We start from the raw sequence: 13,448 nt of genomic DNA, 5'->3' as shown, positions 1-13,448 counted from the left end.
AGCTGGCTTGCCGGCGATGGGCTGCGCAGCAGCCCCAATTTCCCGGGCCGAGGCCCTTGTAGAGGCTTAGGCCGGATTATCACGCTGGCGCATGGCCTTGGCGCGTTTCTCCAGAATCAGGTACGTGATCACTGCCAACAGCAGCGGAAGCAGGTAATACAGCGTGCGATACCCCAGCAATGCCGCTACCAGCGTGCCCTGTTGCATCTGGCCATGCAGCAACGCCAGAAATACCGTTTCAAGCACCCCAAGCCCGGCCGGGATGTGCGCAACCACGCCCGCTACGCAACTGATCAGCAGTATCCCGAGGATCGACGGGTAGAAGGCTTCCCCAGGCAGCAACCAGAAGATCAGCAGGGCCATCAACGCCCAGTTGCTGGCGCCAAGGGCAACTTGAGCCAGCGCCAGACGCCAGCCAGGCAAGGTGACTTCGTGTTCACGCCATTGCCAGGTGCGTTTTTTCGCAAAGCCGCAGGCCAGCAAGTAGCCGATGGCGATTGCCAGCAAGCCAAAGCCGATCAGTTGCAACCCCGTTGCCCCGACTGCCCAGCTGTCCGGCAGGTCTACCAGGCGCAGGGCGAATACCGTACCCGCCAACAGCATGTAGCCCATCCAGTTGGTGAGTAAGCCAAGGGTCAGGATGCGGGTGATGGTCGCGGTATCCAGACCTAGCCGGCCGTACAGCCGATAACGCAACGCGACGCCGCCCACCCAGGTGGTGAAGTTGAGGTTGAAGGCATAACAGACGAAAGCCACAGGCAACACCTGCCTGGCAGGCAGGTTGTGGCCTGTATAGGCACGCGCCAGCAGGTCGTAGCTGGCAAACGTCAGGTAGCTGAACAGCGCAACCGCCAACCCGATCGCTAAAGTGCCAGGCTTGTAGGCCAGCAGCGACTGGCGCACCTCGTTCCAGTCCAGGTTGCGCGCCAGCATGAACAGCAAGGCTGGTATCAACAAAAGGAAGAGCAAGGTGAACAGGCGCTTGGCCCAGATTTGCCAACGTTTACGGGCCATCACGTCTGGCCCTCATGCATATCGCCGTGGGCTTCCACCTCCGGCTGCACCGAGCGCAGGCGCTGGCGGTGCGCCGGGAACCAGCCGGCAATGCGCGGAAAGTGACGTATCGCGTGGAAGCACAGGAAAATCAGCGGCGCCCGCCACCAGTAACCGCGGACCATGCGCTCCAGGGTGACGGCCTTGCACTGTTCGCTGGCCAGCGACTGCAGGTGCTGATGCAATTGTTGGTTGAAGCCGTGATCGCGGATGAACAGGTTGGCTTCAAGGTTCAACGACAGGCTCAAGGGGTCGAGATTGCTCGAGCCGACAGTGGCCCACTGGTCATCGACCAGCGCGACCTTGCCATGCAAAGGCCGGCGGCAGTATTCATGAATGAGCACACCGTCACGCAGCAGGTAGTTGTACAGCAGCCGCGACAAGGCCCGCACCCAGCGCATGTCTGGCTGGCCTTGCAAAATCAAGGTCACGTCCACCCCACGCCGCGCCGCATTGCGCAGCTCCCGCAGCAACCGGTAACCCGGAAAGAAATAGGCATTGGCCACCACGATACGCTGCCGGGCAGCGCGGAAGGCTTGCAGGTACTGGGCTTCGATGGCCGTTCTGCGCTGGCCATTGTCGCGCTCGACCAGCAGGGCAGTGATAGCCCCGGTGGGCTCGGTGACAGGCCGCACCTCACTGGGTGGCTGCAGCACAGGGGACATCAGGCGACGGCTGGTGGCATGCACCTGCGCGACCACCGGGCCAGTAACCTCCACGGCATAGTCCTGCTTGGCCATGGGGCCGTAGTCGCCCAGGTGATCGGCACTGTAGTTGATACCGCCGATGAACGCGCGCTGCCCATCGATGACCACGATCTTGCGGTGCAGGCGGCGGAACAGGTTGGTGCGCATGCCCACCAGCCGGGGCTGCGGGTCGAAGGCATGAAAGTTGACGCCGGCTTCGGTCATGGCCGAGATGAAGGTGTCGGGCAGGTCGGCAGTGCCGTAACCATCGACCGCCACTTCGACGCGCACGCCGCGCTGCGCGGCGTCTATCAGCACCTGCTGCAACTGCTGGCCGACCTTGTCATCAAAGATGATGAACGTCTCCAGCAAAATTTCCTCCCGCGCCTGGGCCATCGCTTCAAACACGCGCGGGTAATACTGTTCGCCATTGATCAACAGCTGCACGCTGTTGCCCTCTAGCCAAGGTCGGTTCATAGGCTGATCTCCGCAGTGAGGGGGGCATGGTCGGAAAGGTGCGACCATGGGTACTTCGACAGCACCTGCGCCTTGCTCGGCATGGCATTGCGCAGGTAGATGCGGTCAAGCCGCAGCAGCGGCAGGCGCGCCGGAAAACTGCGCGCCGGGGTGCCGAAACGCTCGCCAAAGGCTTCGACCAGGTGTTCGGACAGCGCCACATCCGCTTTCAGGCGCCAGTCATTGAAATCGCCGGCAATGATCACCGGCGCATCGGGCGGCAAGCTGTCGAGCAGCTCCAGCAACAGGCGCACCTGGCGCTGGCGGTGTGATTCCCGCAGGCCCAGGTGCACGCACACTGCATGCACCTCTTTATGCCCAGGCACCTCCAGGCGGCAATGGAGCAGGCCACGCTGCTCATTGCCGTCGATGGAAACATCCCGGTTGTCGAACTGGCTGATGGGGAATTTCGACAGCAAGGCATTGCCGTGGTCGCCATGGGGGTACACAGCGTTACGGCCATAGGCGAACTGCGGCCACATGCTGTCGGCCAGAAACTCGTACTGCGGCGTTTCCGGCCAGGCTGCGTGGCGCTCGGCATGCTGCTGGTGGCTGCCGTGCACCTCCTGAAGAAACACCAGGTCGGCGCCGGTGGCGCGCACGGCATCGCGCAGCTCAGGCAGGATGAAACGCCGGTTGAAGGCGGTGAAGCCCTTGTGCACGTTGAGAGTCAGCACGGTCAGCCTTTGCACCGTGGTGACGTTGTCGATGATGCAGCGCGGTGTGGGCAAGGTCTTGTTCACAGCTCAACCTCCGGGTCGACACCGGGTTCGGTGAGCAGGTCATAGTCCAGCTTCAACTTCTCCAGAAGGCGCCGGGCATCGTAGGGCGCATGGACCTTCTGGTCGTTGTCGAAGTAGCAGTAGATATCACGCGTGGCCCGCTTGGGCGGTGCGCCGGGTAGCACGGTGTGTGCGTCGTCTGCCTGGCTGCCTTGGCTCCATCGCAGAATGCGCTGTTTCCAGCGGCGCAAGGCCTGCGCCGTGTAGCCACTGCTGTAGAGCTCCACATCACCGTGCAGGCGCATGTAGACGAAATCGGCCGTGACATCTTCGACATAGGGCCATTTCCCTGCACTGTCGGCCACGACCAGCGCCACACGGTGTTTGCGCAACAGCTTCACGAAGGCTTCGCAAAGAAAGCTCTCGTGGCGGATTTCCACGGCGTGGCGCAAGCGTGCGTTGCCTTTGATGTCAGTGCCGCCATTGCCCTTGAGCCGCTCGTCACACCCTTGTGCGCATTCGCGCGCCGCTTTTCGGTTACGCGGCAGCAGCGCCAGAAACCGCGCAAAGCGTGCTTCGTCGAACTTCATGTTGGGTGGGAACTGCCACAGAAACGGGCCCAGCTTGTCGCCCAGCAACAAAGGCCCGGAAGCAAAGAAATTGGCCACCGGCGCTTCGATGTCCTTGAGCCGCCGTACATGGGTGATGTAGCGCGGTGCCTTTACCGAGAATACAAAGCCTTCTGGCGTCTCCTCACGCCACCCCCGATACCGTTCGGGCGTCTGCAGGCTGTAGAACGAGCCATTGATCTCGATGCTGTTGACTGCCCGCGAGGCGAACGCGAGTTCACTGTCCTGGCGCAGCCCTTTGGGGTAGAAATCCTTGCGCCAAGGGCCATAGCGCCAACCTGATATACCAATACGGATCTCGCTCACGCTGCCTTCCTCATTGCCAGCTTTTTGAGAGGTCGCTCTGAAAGTGCGACTGATGCGCGGCCGTGAGGTTCAGCACGGTTGACCAACGGGGAATGCACGCAGAGTTGAACTTTGCCGCGGTTGGCGTCTCCACCGCATAGCGGGTGCAAAAGACGACTACACCCCATGACGGATTGGCCATTCACCGGCATGAACCGCCAACCCTGGAGGCAAACATGGCCAGACACATCATCCATTTCACCGGGCCGATCAACTCATCCACCTGCGGCAACCTGATCAACACCTGTTCGCGCGCCATGCAGCAAGGCGCACAGCTGCTGCAACTGAACATCGCGACCATGGGCGGGGAGTGCAGCTATGGGTTTACCTTGTACAACTTCCTGCGGGCGCTGCCGATTCCGCTGCATACCCACAACCTGGGGACGGTGGAATCGATGGGCAACATCCTGTTTCTGGCGGGCGAGCATCGCACCGCCTGCGCGTTCAGCAAGTTCTTGTTTCACCCTTTCCATTGGACGCTTCACGGGTCGGTCGACCACGCCAGGATGGCCGAATACGCCATGAGCCTGGATTACGACCTGCGGCTGTACGCTCAAATCGTGGCAGAGCGAACCCAAGGCAGTGCCGAAGTGCTGGACGTGCCACGTTACCTGATGGCCTACCCGCGGATACTGGGGCCCGAGGAGGCACTGGAGAGCGGGCTGATCCATGCCATCGACGAACTGCCGATCGAGTCCGATTCCACCCAGTGGAGCGTGCATGCCTAATGCCACCACGCAAGCATTTGGCCTGGGGGCGTTTGGCACCACCCGTCAGCCGTGTGCAATTCGATTGAGCATTGCCCGTATTTGCTGGCTCGGAATCAAGGTACGGCCCAGCAACCTTTCCATCGCAAGGAGATACCACATGGCGCGTGATCAAGAACGTACCAGCCAGCGCGGCGGCACCAAGGAAACCAACTCGGGCAATTTCGCCAACGACCGGGAAAAAGCCTCCCGCGCAGGGCACAAAGGCGGCAAGGTGTCGGGTGGCAACTTCGCCAATGACCGTGAACGCGCCGCTGAAGCCGGCCGCAAGGGTGGCCAGAACAGCCATGGCGGCGGACGGCGACCGTAGCGATTGACCTAGGTTGGCAAATTTTTTGAATTTTCTGGCACTGCCCAGATCAATCAAAAGGTCATCCATGGAGAAGAGGAGGCCCCTGCGATGCCTGGTCCACAGCTGTACATCATCGACTACCAACTGCATGGCCAACCGCGCAGTTTCATCATCCGCCTGGAACGGTTGGACAATGCCGAGGCCTGGCATTGGGCCAGCTGTGATGCGGGCATCGGCATCATTCCGAAATTCGGGCGGGAAAAGATCAAGAAAGTCAGCAGGCCAATGGCCGAACGGTACGGGATTACCGCCGTGAGCTGGCGTATTTCCGGGAGCAAGCCCAATCAATCGGTGGGTGACCCGGCCGTGGTGGGTTGATGAATGAATGAGCGATGGGCTGCGAGGCAGCCCATCGTTTGGCAGGTAGGCTACTCAGTCAACCTTCTTCAATACCAAGGTCAGAATGTCATAGCTGGCCACCAGCTCACCCAGCTGGTTGGTAACCTCAACGTCCCACGCCACCACGCCTTGCGGCTGCCCCAACGGGCTAGCCTTGCCCTGGTCGATCTTGCGCTTGCAGGTCAGGCGCGCCTGGATCGTATCGCCAATGCCTACAGGGTTGATGAAGCGCAGGGTATCCAGGCCGTAGTTGGCCAGTACCGGGCCGGCGCCAGGGGATACAAACAGGCCTGCCGCTGCCGACAGCACGAAGTAGCCATGGGCGATACGCTTGCCAAACTGCGATTCCTTGGCGGCGATCTCGTCGAAGTGCATGTAGAAGTGGTCACCCGACAAGCAGCCGAAGTTGACCAGGTCTGCCTCAGTTACCGTACGGCGGTGGGTTAACAGTGACTCGCCGATACGCAAGTCCTGGAAGTAGCGACGGAACGGGTGCACTTCGCTCTCGATCACTTCTGCGCCGCGCACGTACTCGCCCGTTACTGCCGTGAGCATGCTCGGTGAGCCTTGTACGGCCGCACGCTGCAGGTAGTGCTTGACTGCGCGCAGGCCGCCCAGCTCTTCACCGCCACCCGCGCGGCCAGGGCCGCCGTGCTTGAGTTGCGGCAGCGGCGAGCCATGCCCGGTGGACTCCAGCGCGGCTTCGCGGTCCAGCACCAGCAGGCGGCCGTGCCAGGCAGCCGCCACCGGGATGGCTTTGGCGGCAACGGCGCGGTCGGCAGTGACCAGGGTCGCCACCAGGCTGCCCTTGCCGCGGGCAGCCAGGGTCAGGGCTTCGTCAAGGTCATCGTAGGCCATCAGCGTGCTGACCGGGCCGAACGCTTCGATATCGTGCGCACCGCCTTCAGCATGCGGGTCGCGGGCCTGGAGCAGGGTCGGCGCAAAGAACGCGCCCTCGGCAACACCCTCACCACGCGGCGCGAAACCGTCACTGGCGCCGAACAGCTGGTCGCAGCTCTGCAGCAGGCTGCGTACACGCTCGCCAACGTCGCGCTGCTGATCATGCGAGGCCAGGGCGCCCATGCGCACGCCTTCCACTGAAGGGTCGCCCACCACCACCTTGCTCAGGCGCTCGCGCAGGCGGGTAGCGACGGCATCGATGTGCTTGGCCGGGACGATGGCGCGGCGGATGGCGGTGCATTTCTGCCCGGCCTTGGTGGTCATTTCGCGGGCCACCTCCTTGATGTACAGGTCAAACTCTTCGCTGTCCGGGGTCACGTCCGGGCCGAGAATCGCGCAGTTCAGCGAATCCGCTTCGGCGGTGAACGGTACCGAGTTGCGGATCAGGTTCGGCGTCACGCGCAATTTCGCAGCAGTATCGGCGGAGCCGGTAAAGGTCACTACATCCTGGCCCTGCAAGCGGTCGAGCAAGTCGCCGGTGCTGCCGATCACCAACTGCAAGCTGCCGTCGGGCAACAGGCCCGACGCATTCATCAGGCGAACCACGGCTTCAGTCAGGTAGCTGGTCGAGGTGGCGGGCTTGACGATGCACGGCATGCCAGCCAGGAAGGTCGGGGCGAACTTCTCGAGCATGCCCCAGATCGGGAAGTTGAACGCGTTGATGTGCACGGCGACCCCGGCACGCGGCACCAGGATATGGCTGCCGGCAAAGTGGCCTTGCTTGCCCAGCGGTATGGCCGGGCCTTCGTGCACCAGGTTGCCGGAGGGCAGTTCGCGGCTGCCGATGCCGGCATAGGCGAACAGTGTGGCGTTACCGCCTTCGATGTCGATCCAGCTGTCGGCGCGGGTGGCGCCACTGTGGTGGGACAAGGCGTACAGCTGCTCTTTGCGCTCGGCCAGGTACAAGGCCAGGGCCTTGAGGCGGGCGGCGCGCTGTTGGAAGTCCATGGCCATGAGGGCGGCCAGGCCACGGGCGCGGGCGAAGTCCACGGCTTCGGCGAAATCCGGGCGCTCTTCATGGCTGTAGGCCAGAACGTGACCGTTCAAGGCGCTGCGCAGGGCCTGGGCGCCGTGCTGGCCGATCCAGCGACCGGCAATGAAGCTTTGCAGGGTTGGGGCGTCAGACATGCTGTTCTCCATGCTGTTCTAATGGGGGAAGGGCGCTGTTACCACAGCGCCAAGGTGTAGCCGATGATCAGGCGGTTCTCGTCCACGGCATTGGTCAGGCCATTGCCGGAACGGAAGGTGACGTTGCGCCAGCGCAGGCTGACGTCTTTGAACGGGCCGCTCTGGATGACGTAGGTGAGGTCGGTGTCGCGTTCGCGCTCACGGCCGTTGCTGACCGTGGCGGTCTCGGCGTGGCGGCCGTCGGTGTAGCGGGTCATGAAACTCAGGCCCGGGATGCCCATGGCGACGAAGTCGTAGTCGTAGCGCACCTGCCAGGAATCGAGCCCGGCGCGGGTGAAGGTGTTGTAGGTCACCAGGTTGACCGTGAACGGGTCGCCGCCGTTGACGAAGGGGAAGGCGCTGTCGCCGGACATCTGTTGCCAGGTGGCGGTGAACTTGTGCGCCCTGACGCCGAGGGTGAACATGGCGTTGAAGTTACGGTTGTCGATGTTGCCGGCGCGTTCGGCGCCGTCGTTACGGCTGTCGAAATAGCGCAGGTCGCTGCGCAGGCTCAGGCCTTCGCCCAGTGGGCGGGTATCGACCAGGCCGACGAACTGCTGGCGGTAGATGTCTTCGAGCTTGGCGTAGTAATAGCTGACGCTGGTCTGCGGGGTGATGGCGTAGCTGCCGCCGCCGAAATCCAGGTGGTCGCTGCTGGCTGCGCCGTAGCCCATGTCATCGCGGCCGGACGAATCGCGCAGGTTGGCCTTGGTGAGGCGCCCGGCGTTGACGGTGAGGCCATTGAGCTCCTGGCTGGTCAGCAGGCCGCCCTGGAACGTGGAAGACAACAGACGGGTGTCGTTGTACACCACCACCGGCAGGATCGGCTGCAGGGTGCCCAGGCGCAGGGTGCTCTTGGAAACCCGTGCTTTACCGGTCAGGCCCAGCTCGCTGTAGTCATCGACAGGCTCGTGGCTGTTCGGGCCAAAGGGCAGCAAGCCGGTGTTGCGGCGCTCGCGGCTGGAATCGAGCTTGAGACCCAGCTGGCCCATGGCGTCCACGCCGAAGCCCACCGGGCCTTCGGTGAAGCCGGACTCCACGCGGGCGGTAAAGCCTTGGCCCCATTCCTCGGCCTTGGCCTGCGGGGCATTGCTCTGGCGGAAATCGCGGTTGATGTAGTGGTTGCGCAGTTCCAGGCGTGCATGGCTGTCGCTGACGAAGTCGGCCATGGCCGGCAAGGGCAGGGCGAGCGTGGCAAGCCAAGCGGCAGTAGAGAAGCGAGTGCGGTTCATTGTTGTTATACCCGACATGGTTGTTCTCGAAGTCAGTGCTTGCTGGCGCCGGCAGCGCCGATACCGGTCATGGAGCGAATGAACTGCGCCAGGTAGCGACCACGCTCCTCGCTGGCACGCGCGGAGGTGTCGGTGACCGAGAACACCCAGGCGCCGAAAAACGCCAGGCTCATCGAGAACAGCGCCGGGTTGCTGTAAGGGAACAGCGCCTGTTCGTTGTGCAGCACGTTGACCCACACTGCCGGGCCGAGTACCACCAGCACCACGGCCGAGAGCAAACCGGCCATGCTGCCGCACACTGCACCACGGGTGGTCAGGCCCTTCCAGAACATCGAGAGCAGCAGCACCGGGAAGTTGACCGATGCAGCCACGGCCAGTACCAGGCCGGAGAGGAAGGCGATGTTCTGCGACTCGAACACCAGCCCCAGCACCACTGCCAGCAAGCCGATCACCAGGGTGGCGATACGCGAGACACGCATTTCTTCCTGTTCAGTGGCCTGGCCTTTGCGTACCACGCAGGCATAGAGGTCGTGGGAAACCGCCGAAGCGCCGGACAGGGCCAGGCCCGCCACTACCGCAAGAATGGTGGCGAAGGCCACGGCAGAGATGAAACCCAGGAACAGGTTGCCACCCACTGCCTGGGCCAAGTGCACCGCGACCATGTTGCCGCCGCCGATGATCGCGCCTGCCGCATCGCGGTAGGACGGCTCGGTGCCGACCATGACGATGGCGCCAAAGCCGATGACGATCAGCAGCAGGTAGAAGTAGCCGATGAAACCGGTGGCGTAGAACACACTCTTGCGCGCCTCCTTGGCATCGCTGACGGTGAAGAAACGCATCAGGATATGCGGCAGGCCGGCAGTGCCGAACATCATGCCCAGCCCCAGGGAAATCGCATCGATCGGGTTCGACAGCAAGCCACCCGGCGCCATGATCGCCTGGCCCTTGGCATGCACGGCCACGGCGCTGGCAAACATCGCTTCGGTGCTGAAGCCAAAGTGCTTGAGCACCATGAACGCCATGAAGCTGGTGCCGGACAGCAGCATCACGGCCTTGATGATCTGCACCCAGGTGGTTGCCAGCATGCCGCCGAAGGTCACGTAGGCGACCATCAACACCCCGACTAGCATGACCGCGTACAGGTAGCTGATGCCGAACAGCAGCTCGATCAGCTTGCCGGCCCCGACCATCTGGGCCACCAGGTACATCAGCGCGACGACCAAGGTGCCGAATGCCGAGGTCAGGCGGACTGGGGTTTGCGCCAGGCGGTAGGACACGACGTCGGCAAACGTGTACTTGCCCAAGTTGCGCAGGCGTTCGGCGATCAGGAACAGGATGATTGGCCAGCCGGCCAGTACGCCCAGGGCGTAGAGCAAGCCGTCGTAGCCGTTCATGAACATCATGGCTGAGATGCCCAGGAAGGACGCTGCGCTGATCATGTCGCCGGCGATCGCCAAACCGTTCTGCATGCCGGTCAGGCCGCCGCCCGCAGTGTAGAAGTCACTCGCCGAGCGGGTCCGCAGTGCGGCCCAGCGGGTTACCAGCAGGGTGAAGCAGACGAACACCATGAACATCGAAATGGCAGTCCAGTTCATTGCGCGCACTCCTGCTTGACCTTGTCGTTCAGCGGGTCGAGCACGTTGTTGGCGCGGTGCACGTAGATGCCGGTGAGGGCGAACGACAGCAGCACCATGAGCACGCCCACCAGCATGCCAACGGTGGTCACGCCACCGCTGAGCGATTGGCCGAGGGTGCTGGGGGAGAACGCCACCAACAGGACGAAGCCGTAGTAGATCACCAGCATGGCCAGGGTCAGGGTGCCGTTGAGGCGACGTTTGCGCCGGACCAGGTGCTGGAAGTCGGGATGGTTGGCGATGCTTTCTATGCATTCGGGGGTCATGGCAAGCGATCTCTTGGTGTTGTAGTTGTTTTTGAGGTCACACAGGTGTTGCGGTGGCGCTTAGGGCCTCTTCGCGGGCAAGCCCGCTCCCACACGGGCTAGGTATTAGAGCTGGTCGAAGTCGAGCACCACTTTGTCGCTCACCGGGTAGGTCTGGCACGACAGCACATACCCGGCCGCCACTTCGTAGTCTTCCAGCGCATGGTTGCTGTCCATCTCGACCTCGCCTTCGATCACCCGGCACTTGCAGGTCGAGCACACGCCGGCCTTGCACGAGTACGGCAGTTCGGCGCCGATGGCGTTGCCGGCGTCCAGCACGTTCTGGCTGTTGCGCGGCAGGTCGAAGCTCAGCGCCCGGCCATCGCTGATCACGGTGATATGGCTGAGCGCCGAATCCACCTGGCGCGCAGCTTCACGGGCTTCGCGGCGCGCTTCGCTGCCCGCGGCGGCGAACAGTTCGAAGTGGATGCGGTCCTTGGCCATGCCGTTGGCCTGCAGGCTGTCACGCACGGTTTCAGTCATGGCCTGGGGGCCGCAAATGAACGCAGCGTCCAGCGTGGCGACGTCCAGCCAACGGGAGAACAGTTGGCCGCACTTGTCGGCATCGATCCGGCCGTTGTACAGGTCGACGTCCTGCTGCTCGCGGCTGAACACGAAAATCAGGTTCAGGCGGTCCAGGTAACGGTTTTTCAGGTCTTCGAGCTTGTCGCGGAACAGCGCACCAGAGCTTGAGCGGTTGCCGTAGAGCAGGGTGAAACGGCTGTGCGGTTCAGTGGCCAGGGTGGTGGCGATGATCGACAGGATCGGCGTAATGCCGCTGCCGGCGGCAACGCCCAGGTAGTGGCCTTCGCGGGCGGGGTCGAGCGGCACGAAGAAGCTGCCCGACGGCGGCATCACCTCCAGTTGCTGGCCAGCCTTGAGCACTTCATTGGCAAAGGCCGAAAAACGCCCGCCTGGCACGCGCTTGACAGCCACACGCAGCTCGCCGTCCTGCACGGCGCTGCAGATCGAATAGGAACGACGCACTTCTTCGTCATCCAGCTGGGTACGCATGACCAGGTACTGGCCCTGGGTGAAGCGGAATTGCGTCTGCAGGTGCTCGGGTACGTCAAAGACGATGGACACGGCGTCGCGGGTCTCGTTGCGTACTTGCTTGATGGTCAGGCTGTGAAACTGGCTCATGGTGTTCTCCACGGCTCAAATGCATTTGAAATAGTCGAATGGCTCCAGGCACTCGCGGCAGCGGTACAGCGCCTTGCAAGCCGTGGAGCCGAACTGGCTGAGCAGTTCGGTATGCGCGCTGCCACACTGCGGGCAGCACACTTGGGGCGCCTCACCGAGCAGGCTGCGCTTGCTGGTGCTGCCTTCGGGCGGCGCTATGCCATAGGCGCGCAAGCGTTGGCGGCCCAGGTCGCTGATCCAGTCGGTGCTCCAGGCCGGGGTCAAGCGCCGCTCCAGCGCGGGGGCAGCAAAACCGGCCTGTTGCAGCGCGTCACGGATATCGGCCTCGATCACCTCGGTCGCCGGGCAACCGGAATAGGTTGGCGTGACGACCAGGTGCAGGTGGCCGGCGCGCCAGTCCAGGTCGCGGACAATGCCCAGGTCAACCACGCTCACCACCGGCACTTCCGGGTCCATGACCTGCTCCAGCACCGCCCAGGCCCGGGCCAGGTCGTCGCCTCGGGCGGCACGGGCGCCGAGGTCGCTGGCGATCAGCTCACCAGGTCGCATCGGGGTAGGCCCGTGGCAGGAACTGCATTTCGGCCAGCAACAGCCCCAGGTGCTCGGTGTGCAGGCCTTTGCGACCGTCCAGGTAGAAATAACTGGCGGCCTTGGGCAGTGGCAGCTCGACCGAGTCAAAAATCGCGCTTACCTGCTTGAGCCAGGCCGCGCCGACGGCGACCGGGTCAGCTGCGATGCCGGCTTCGGCCAGCTGAACTTCGCTGTCGCTACCCGCGGTCAGTTCAACGGTGAAGCGCCACAGCGCCGGGATGGCGTCTAGCATGCGCCGACGGCTTTCGTCGGTGCCGCCGCCCAGGCGTTGCACCCACTCACCGGAGCGACGCAGGTGGTAGGTGACCTCCTTGAGTGCCTTGGCAGCAATGCCGGCGATACGCTCATCGCGGGACGCAGCCAGGCCCTGCAGCACCGCGAAGTGCCAGGCGTCGTATAAAAACTGCTTGGTCATGGTCACGGCGAAGTCGCCATTGGGTTGTTCGACCAGCAGCAGGTTGCGGTAGGCGCGTTCGTCACGGCGGTAGGCAAGGGCATCGGCGTCACGGCCGTCGTCGAGCAATTCGGCGGCGTAGTCCAGCCAGTTGCGGGCTTGGCCGACCAAGTCGAGGCCGACGTTCATCAAGGCCAGTTCTTCCTCGATGGCCGGTGCGTGGCCGCACCATTCACAGAGCCGCTGGCCCTGCACCAGGGCACTGTCGCCCAGGAGCAGTAAATAGGGGATAAGCGCTTCTTTATGCATGGCCAACCTCACATGTGTCCGACTTCGTCGGGCAGCTCGTAAAAGCTGGCATGGCGGTAGACCTTGTCGTCCGAGGGGGCGAACAGCGGGTCTTTCTCGTCAGGGGAGGAGGCGGTGATCAGCGCTGATGGCACCACCCACAGGCTCACGCCTTCGCTGCGGCGGGTGTACAGCTCACGGGCATTCTCGATGGCCATGGCGGCGTCGGCGGCATGCACGCTGCCGACATGCTTGTGGTTCAGGCCGTGCTTGCTGCGCACGAACACTTCGTAGAGGGTCCAGACAGACATTTTCGATCTCCGCA

The 13,448-nt window shown here is 63.2% G+C and carries 14 protein-coding genes and 1 pseudogene; 3 read left to right on the top strand and 12 right to left on the bottom strand.

Annotation, left to right across the window (positions count from 1 at the left end):
• Nucleotides 1-66: 66 nt before the first annotated feature.
• The 4 genes from AC5PZ0_RS12020 to AC5PZ0_RS12005 are packed head-to-tail and all read right to left on the bottom strand — an operon-like array spanning nucleotide 67 to nucleotide 3,912.
• On the bottom strand, nucleotides 67-1,014 hold the full coding sequence (locus tag AC5PZ0_RS12020) for a lysylphosphatidylglycerol synthase domain-containing protein (protein ID WP_027593230.1): 948 nt from the start codon (nucleotides 1,012-1,014) through the stop codon (nucleotides 67-69).
• A complete protein-coding gene (gene clsB, locus AC5PZ0_RS12015) occupies nucleotides 1,014-2,216 on the bottom strand; it encodes a cardiolipin synthase ClsB (protein ID WP_493855030.1) in 1,203 nt (400 codons plus the stop codon). The genes AC5PZ0_RS12020 and clsB overlap by 1 nt, the downstream gene beginning before the upstream one ends.
• Entirely contained in the window at nucleotides 2,213-2,998 is a 786-nt protein-coding gene (locus AC5PZ0_RS12010; RefSeq protein WP_027593232.1) for an endonuclease/exonuclease/phosphatase family protein, read from the bottom strand. Before AC5PZ0_RS12010 ends, clsB begins: the two co-directional genes overlap by 4 nt.
• A complete protein-coding gene (locus AC5PZ0_RS12005) occupies nucleotides 2,995-3,912 on the bottom strand; it encodes a DUF72 domain-containing protein (protein ID WP_493855029.1) in 918 nt (305 codons plus the stop codon). Before AC5PZ0_RS12005 ends, AC5PZ0_RS12010 begins: the two co-directional genes overlap by 4 nt.
• Nucleotides 3,913-4,127: 215 nt before the next feature.
• Here AC5PZ0_RS12005 and AC5PZ0_RS12000 point away from each other — a divergent pair, with 215 nt between their 5' ends.
• From AC5PZ0_RS12000 to AC5PZ0_RS11990, 3 genes and pseudogenes are all read left to right on the top strand, one after another.
• Nucleotides 4,128-4,679: an ATP-dependent Clp protease proteolytic subunit gene (locus AC5PZ0_RS12000; protein WP_099429346.1), complete on the top strand. Its 552-nt coding sequence runs from the start codon at nucleotides 4,128-4,130 to the stop codon at nucleotides 4,677-4,679.
• A 193-nt stretch (nucleotides 4,680-4,872) separates the two neighbouring features.
• A pseudogene (locus AC5PZ0_RS11995) lies at nucleotides 4,873-5,028 on the top strand (con-10 family general stress protein); the annotation flags it as partial.
• Nucleotides 5,029-5,118: 90 nt separating this feature from the next.
• On the top strand, nucleotides 5,119-5,388 hold the full coding sequence (locus AC5PZ0_RS11990) for a DUF6555 family protein (RefSeq protein WP_027593236.1): 270 nt from the start codon (nucleotides 5,119-5,121) through the stop codon (nucleotides 5,386-5,388).
• Between the two features lie 54 nt (nucleotides 5,389-5,442).
• Here the strand turns inward: AC5PZ0_RS11990 and paaZ are convergent, their stop codons facing one another.
• The 8 genes from paaZ to paaB all read right to left on the bottom strand — a co-directional run bounded on the left by paaZ (nucleotide 5,443) and on the right by paaB (nucleotide 13,434).
• Complete coding sequence (gene paaZ, locus AC5PZ0_RS11985; RefSeq protein WP_493855028.1) at nucleotides 5,443-7,497, bottom strand: phenylacetic acid degradation bifunctional protein PaaZ; 2,055 nt, start codon at nucleotides 7,495-7,497, stop codon at nucleotides 5,443-5,445.
• Nucleotides 7,498-7,535: 38 nt separating this feature from the next.
• On the bottom strand, nucleotides 7,536-8,768 hold the full coding sequence (locus AC5PZ0_RS11980) for an OprD family porin (protein ID WP_274885339.1): 1,233 nt from the start codon (nucleotides 8,766-8,768) through the stop codon (nucleotides 7,536-7,538).
• 32 nt (nucleotides 8,769-8,800) lie between these two features.
• Complete coding sequence (locus tag AC5PZ0_RS11975) at nucleotides 8,801-10,363, bottom strand: cation acetate symporter (protein ID WP_099429343.1); 1,563 nt, start codon at nucleotides 10,361-10,363, stop codon at nucleotides 8,801-8,803.
• The gene (locus tag AC5PZ0_RS11970) at nucleotides 10,360-10,668 is read right to left on the bottom strand and encodes a DUF485 domain-containing protein (protein WP_493855027.1); all 309 of its coding nucleotides are present in this window, start codon (nucleotides 10,666-10,668) and stop codon (nucleotides 10,360-10,362) included. The genes AC5PZ0_RS11975 and AC5PZ0_RS11970 overlap by 4 nt, the downstream gene beginning before the upstream one ends.
• Before the next feature lie 105 nt (nucleotides 10,669-10,773).
• Entirely contained in the window at nucleotides 10,774-11,850 is a 1,077-nt protein-coding gene (gene paaE / locus AC5PZ0_RS11965; RefSeq protein ID WP_027593241.1) for a 1,2-phenylacetyl-CoA epoxidase subunit PaaE, read from the bottom strand.
• Nucleotides 11,851-11,865: 15 nt separating this feature from the next.
• On the bottom strand, nucleotides 11,866-12,399 hold the full coding sequence (gene paaD, locus AC5PZ0_RS11960) for a 1,2-phenylacetyl-CoA epoxidase subunit PaaD (protein WP_186702865.1): 534 nt from the start codon (nucleotides 12,397-12,399) through the stop codon (nucleotides 11,866-11,868).
• On the bottom strand, nucleotides 12,386-13,144 hold the full coding sequence (gene paaC, locus AC5PZ0_RS11955; RefSeq protein WP_493855026.1) for a 1,2-phenylacetyl-CoA epoxidase subunit PaaC: 759 nt from the start codon (nucleotides 13,142-13,144) through the stop codon (nucleotides 12,386-12,388). The genes paaD and paaC overlap by 14 nt, the downstream gene beginning before the upstream one ends.
• Before the next feature lie 8 nt (nucleotides 13,145-13,152).
• Nucleotides 13,153-13,434 (bottom strand): 1,2-phenylacetyl-CoA epoxidase subunit PaaB, encoded by a 282-nt coding sequence (paaB, locus tag AC5PZ0_RS11950; protein ID WP_004374528.1) that lies wholly within the window; start codon nucleotides 13,432-13,434, stop codon nucleotides 13,153-13,155.
• Nucleotides 13,435-13,448: the final 14 nt, after the last annotated feature.

This window comes from Pseudomonas sp. 5.2 (assembly GCF_059025405.1).
The sequence above is the reverse complement of the archived record's forward strand: the minus strand, read 5'-3'. Positions and strand labels throughout refer to the sequence as shown.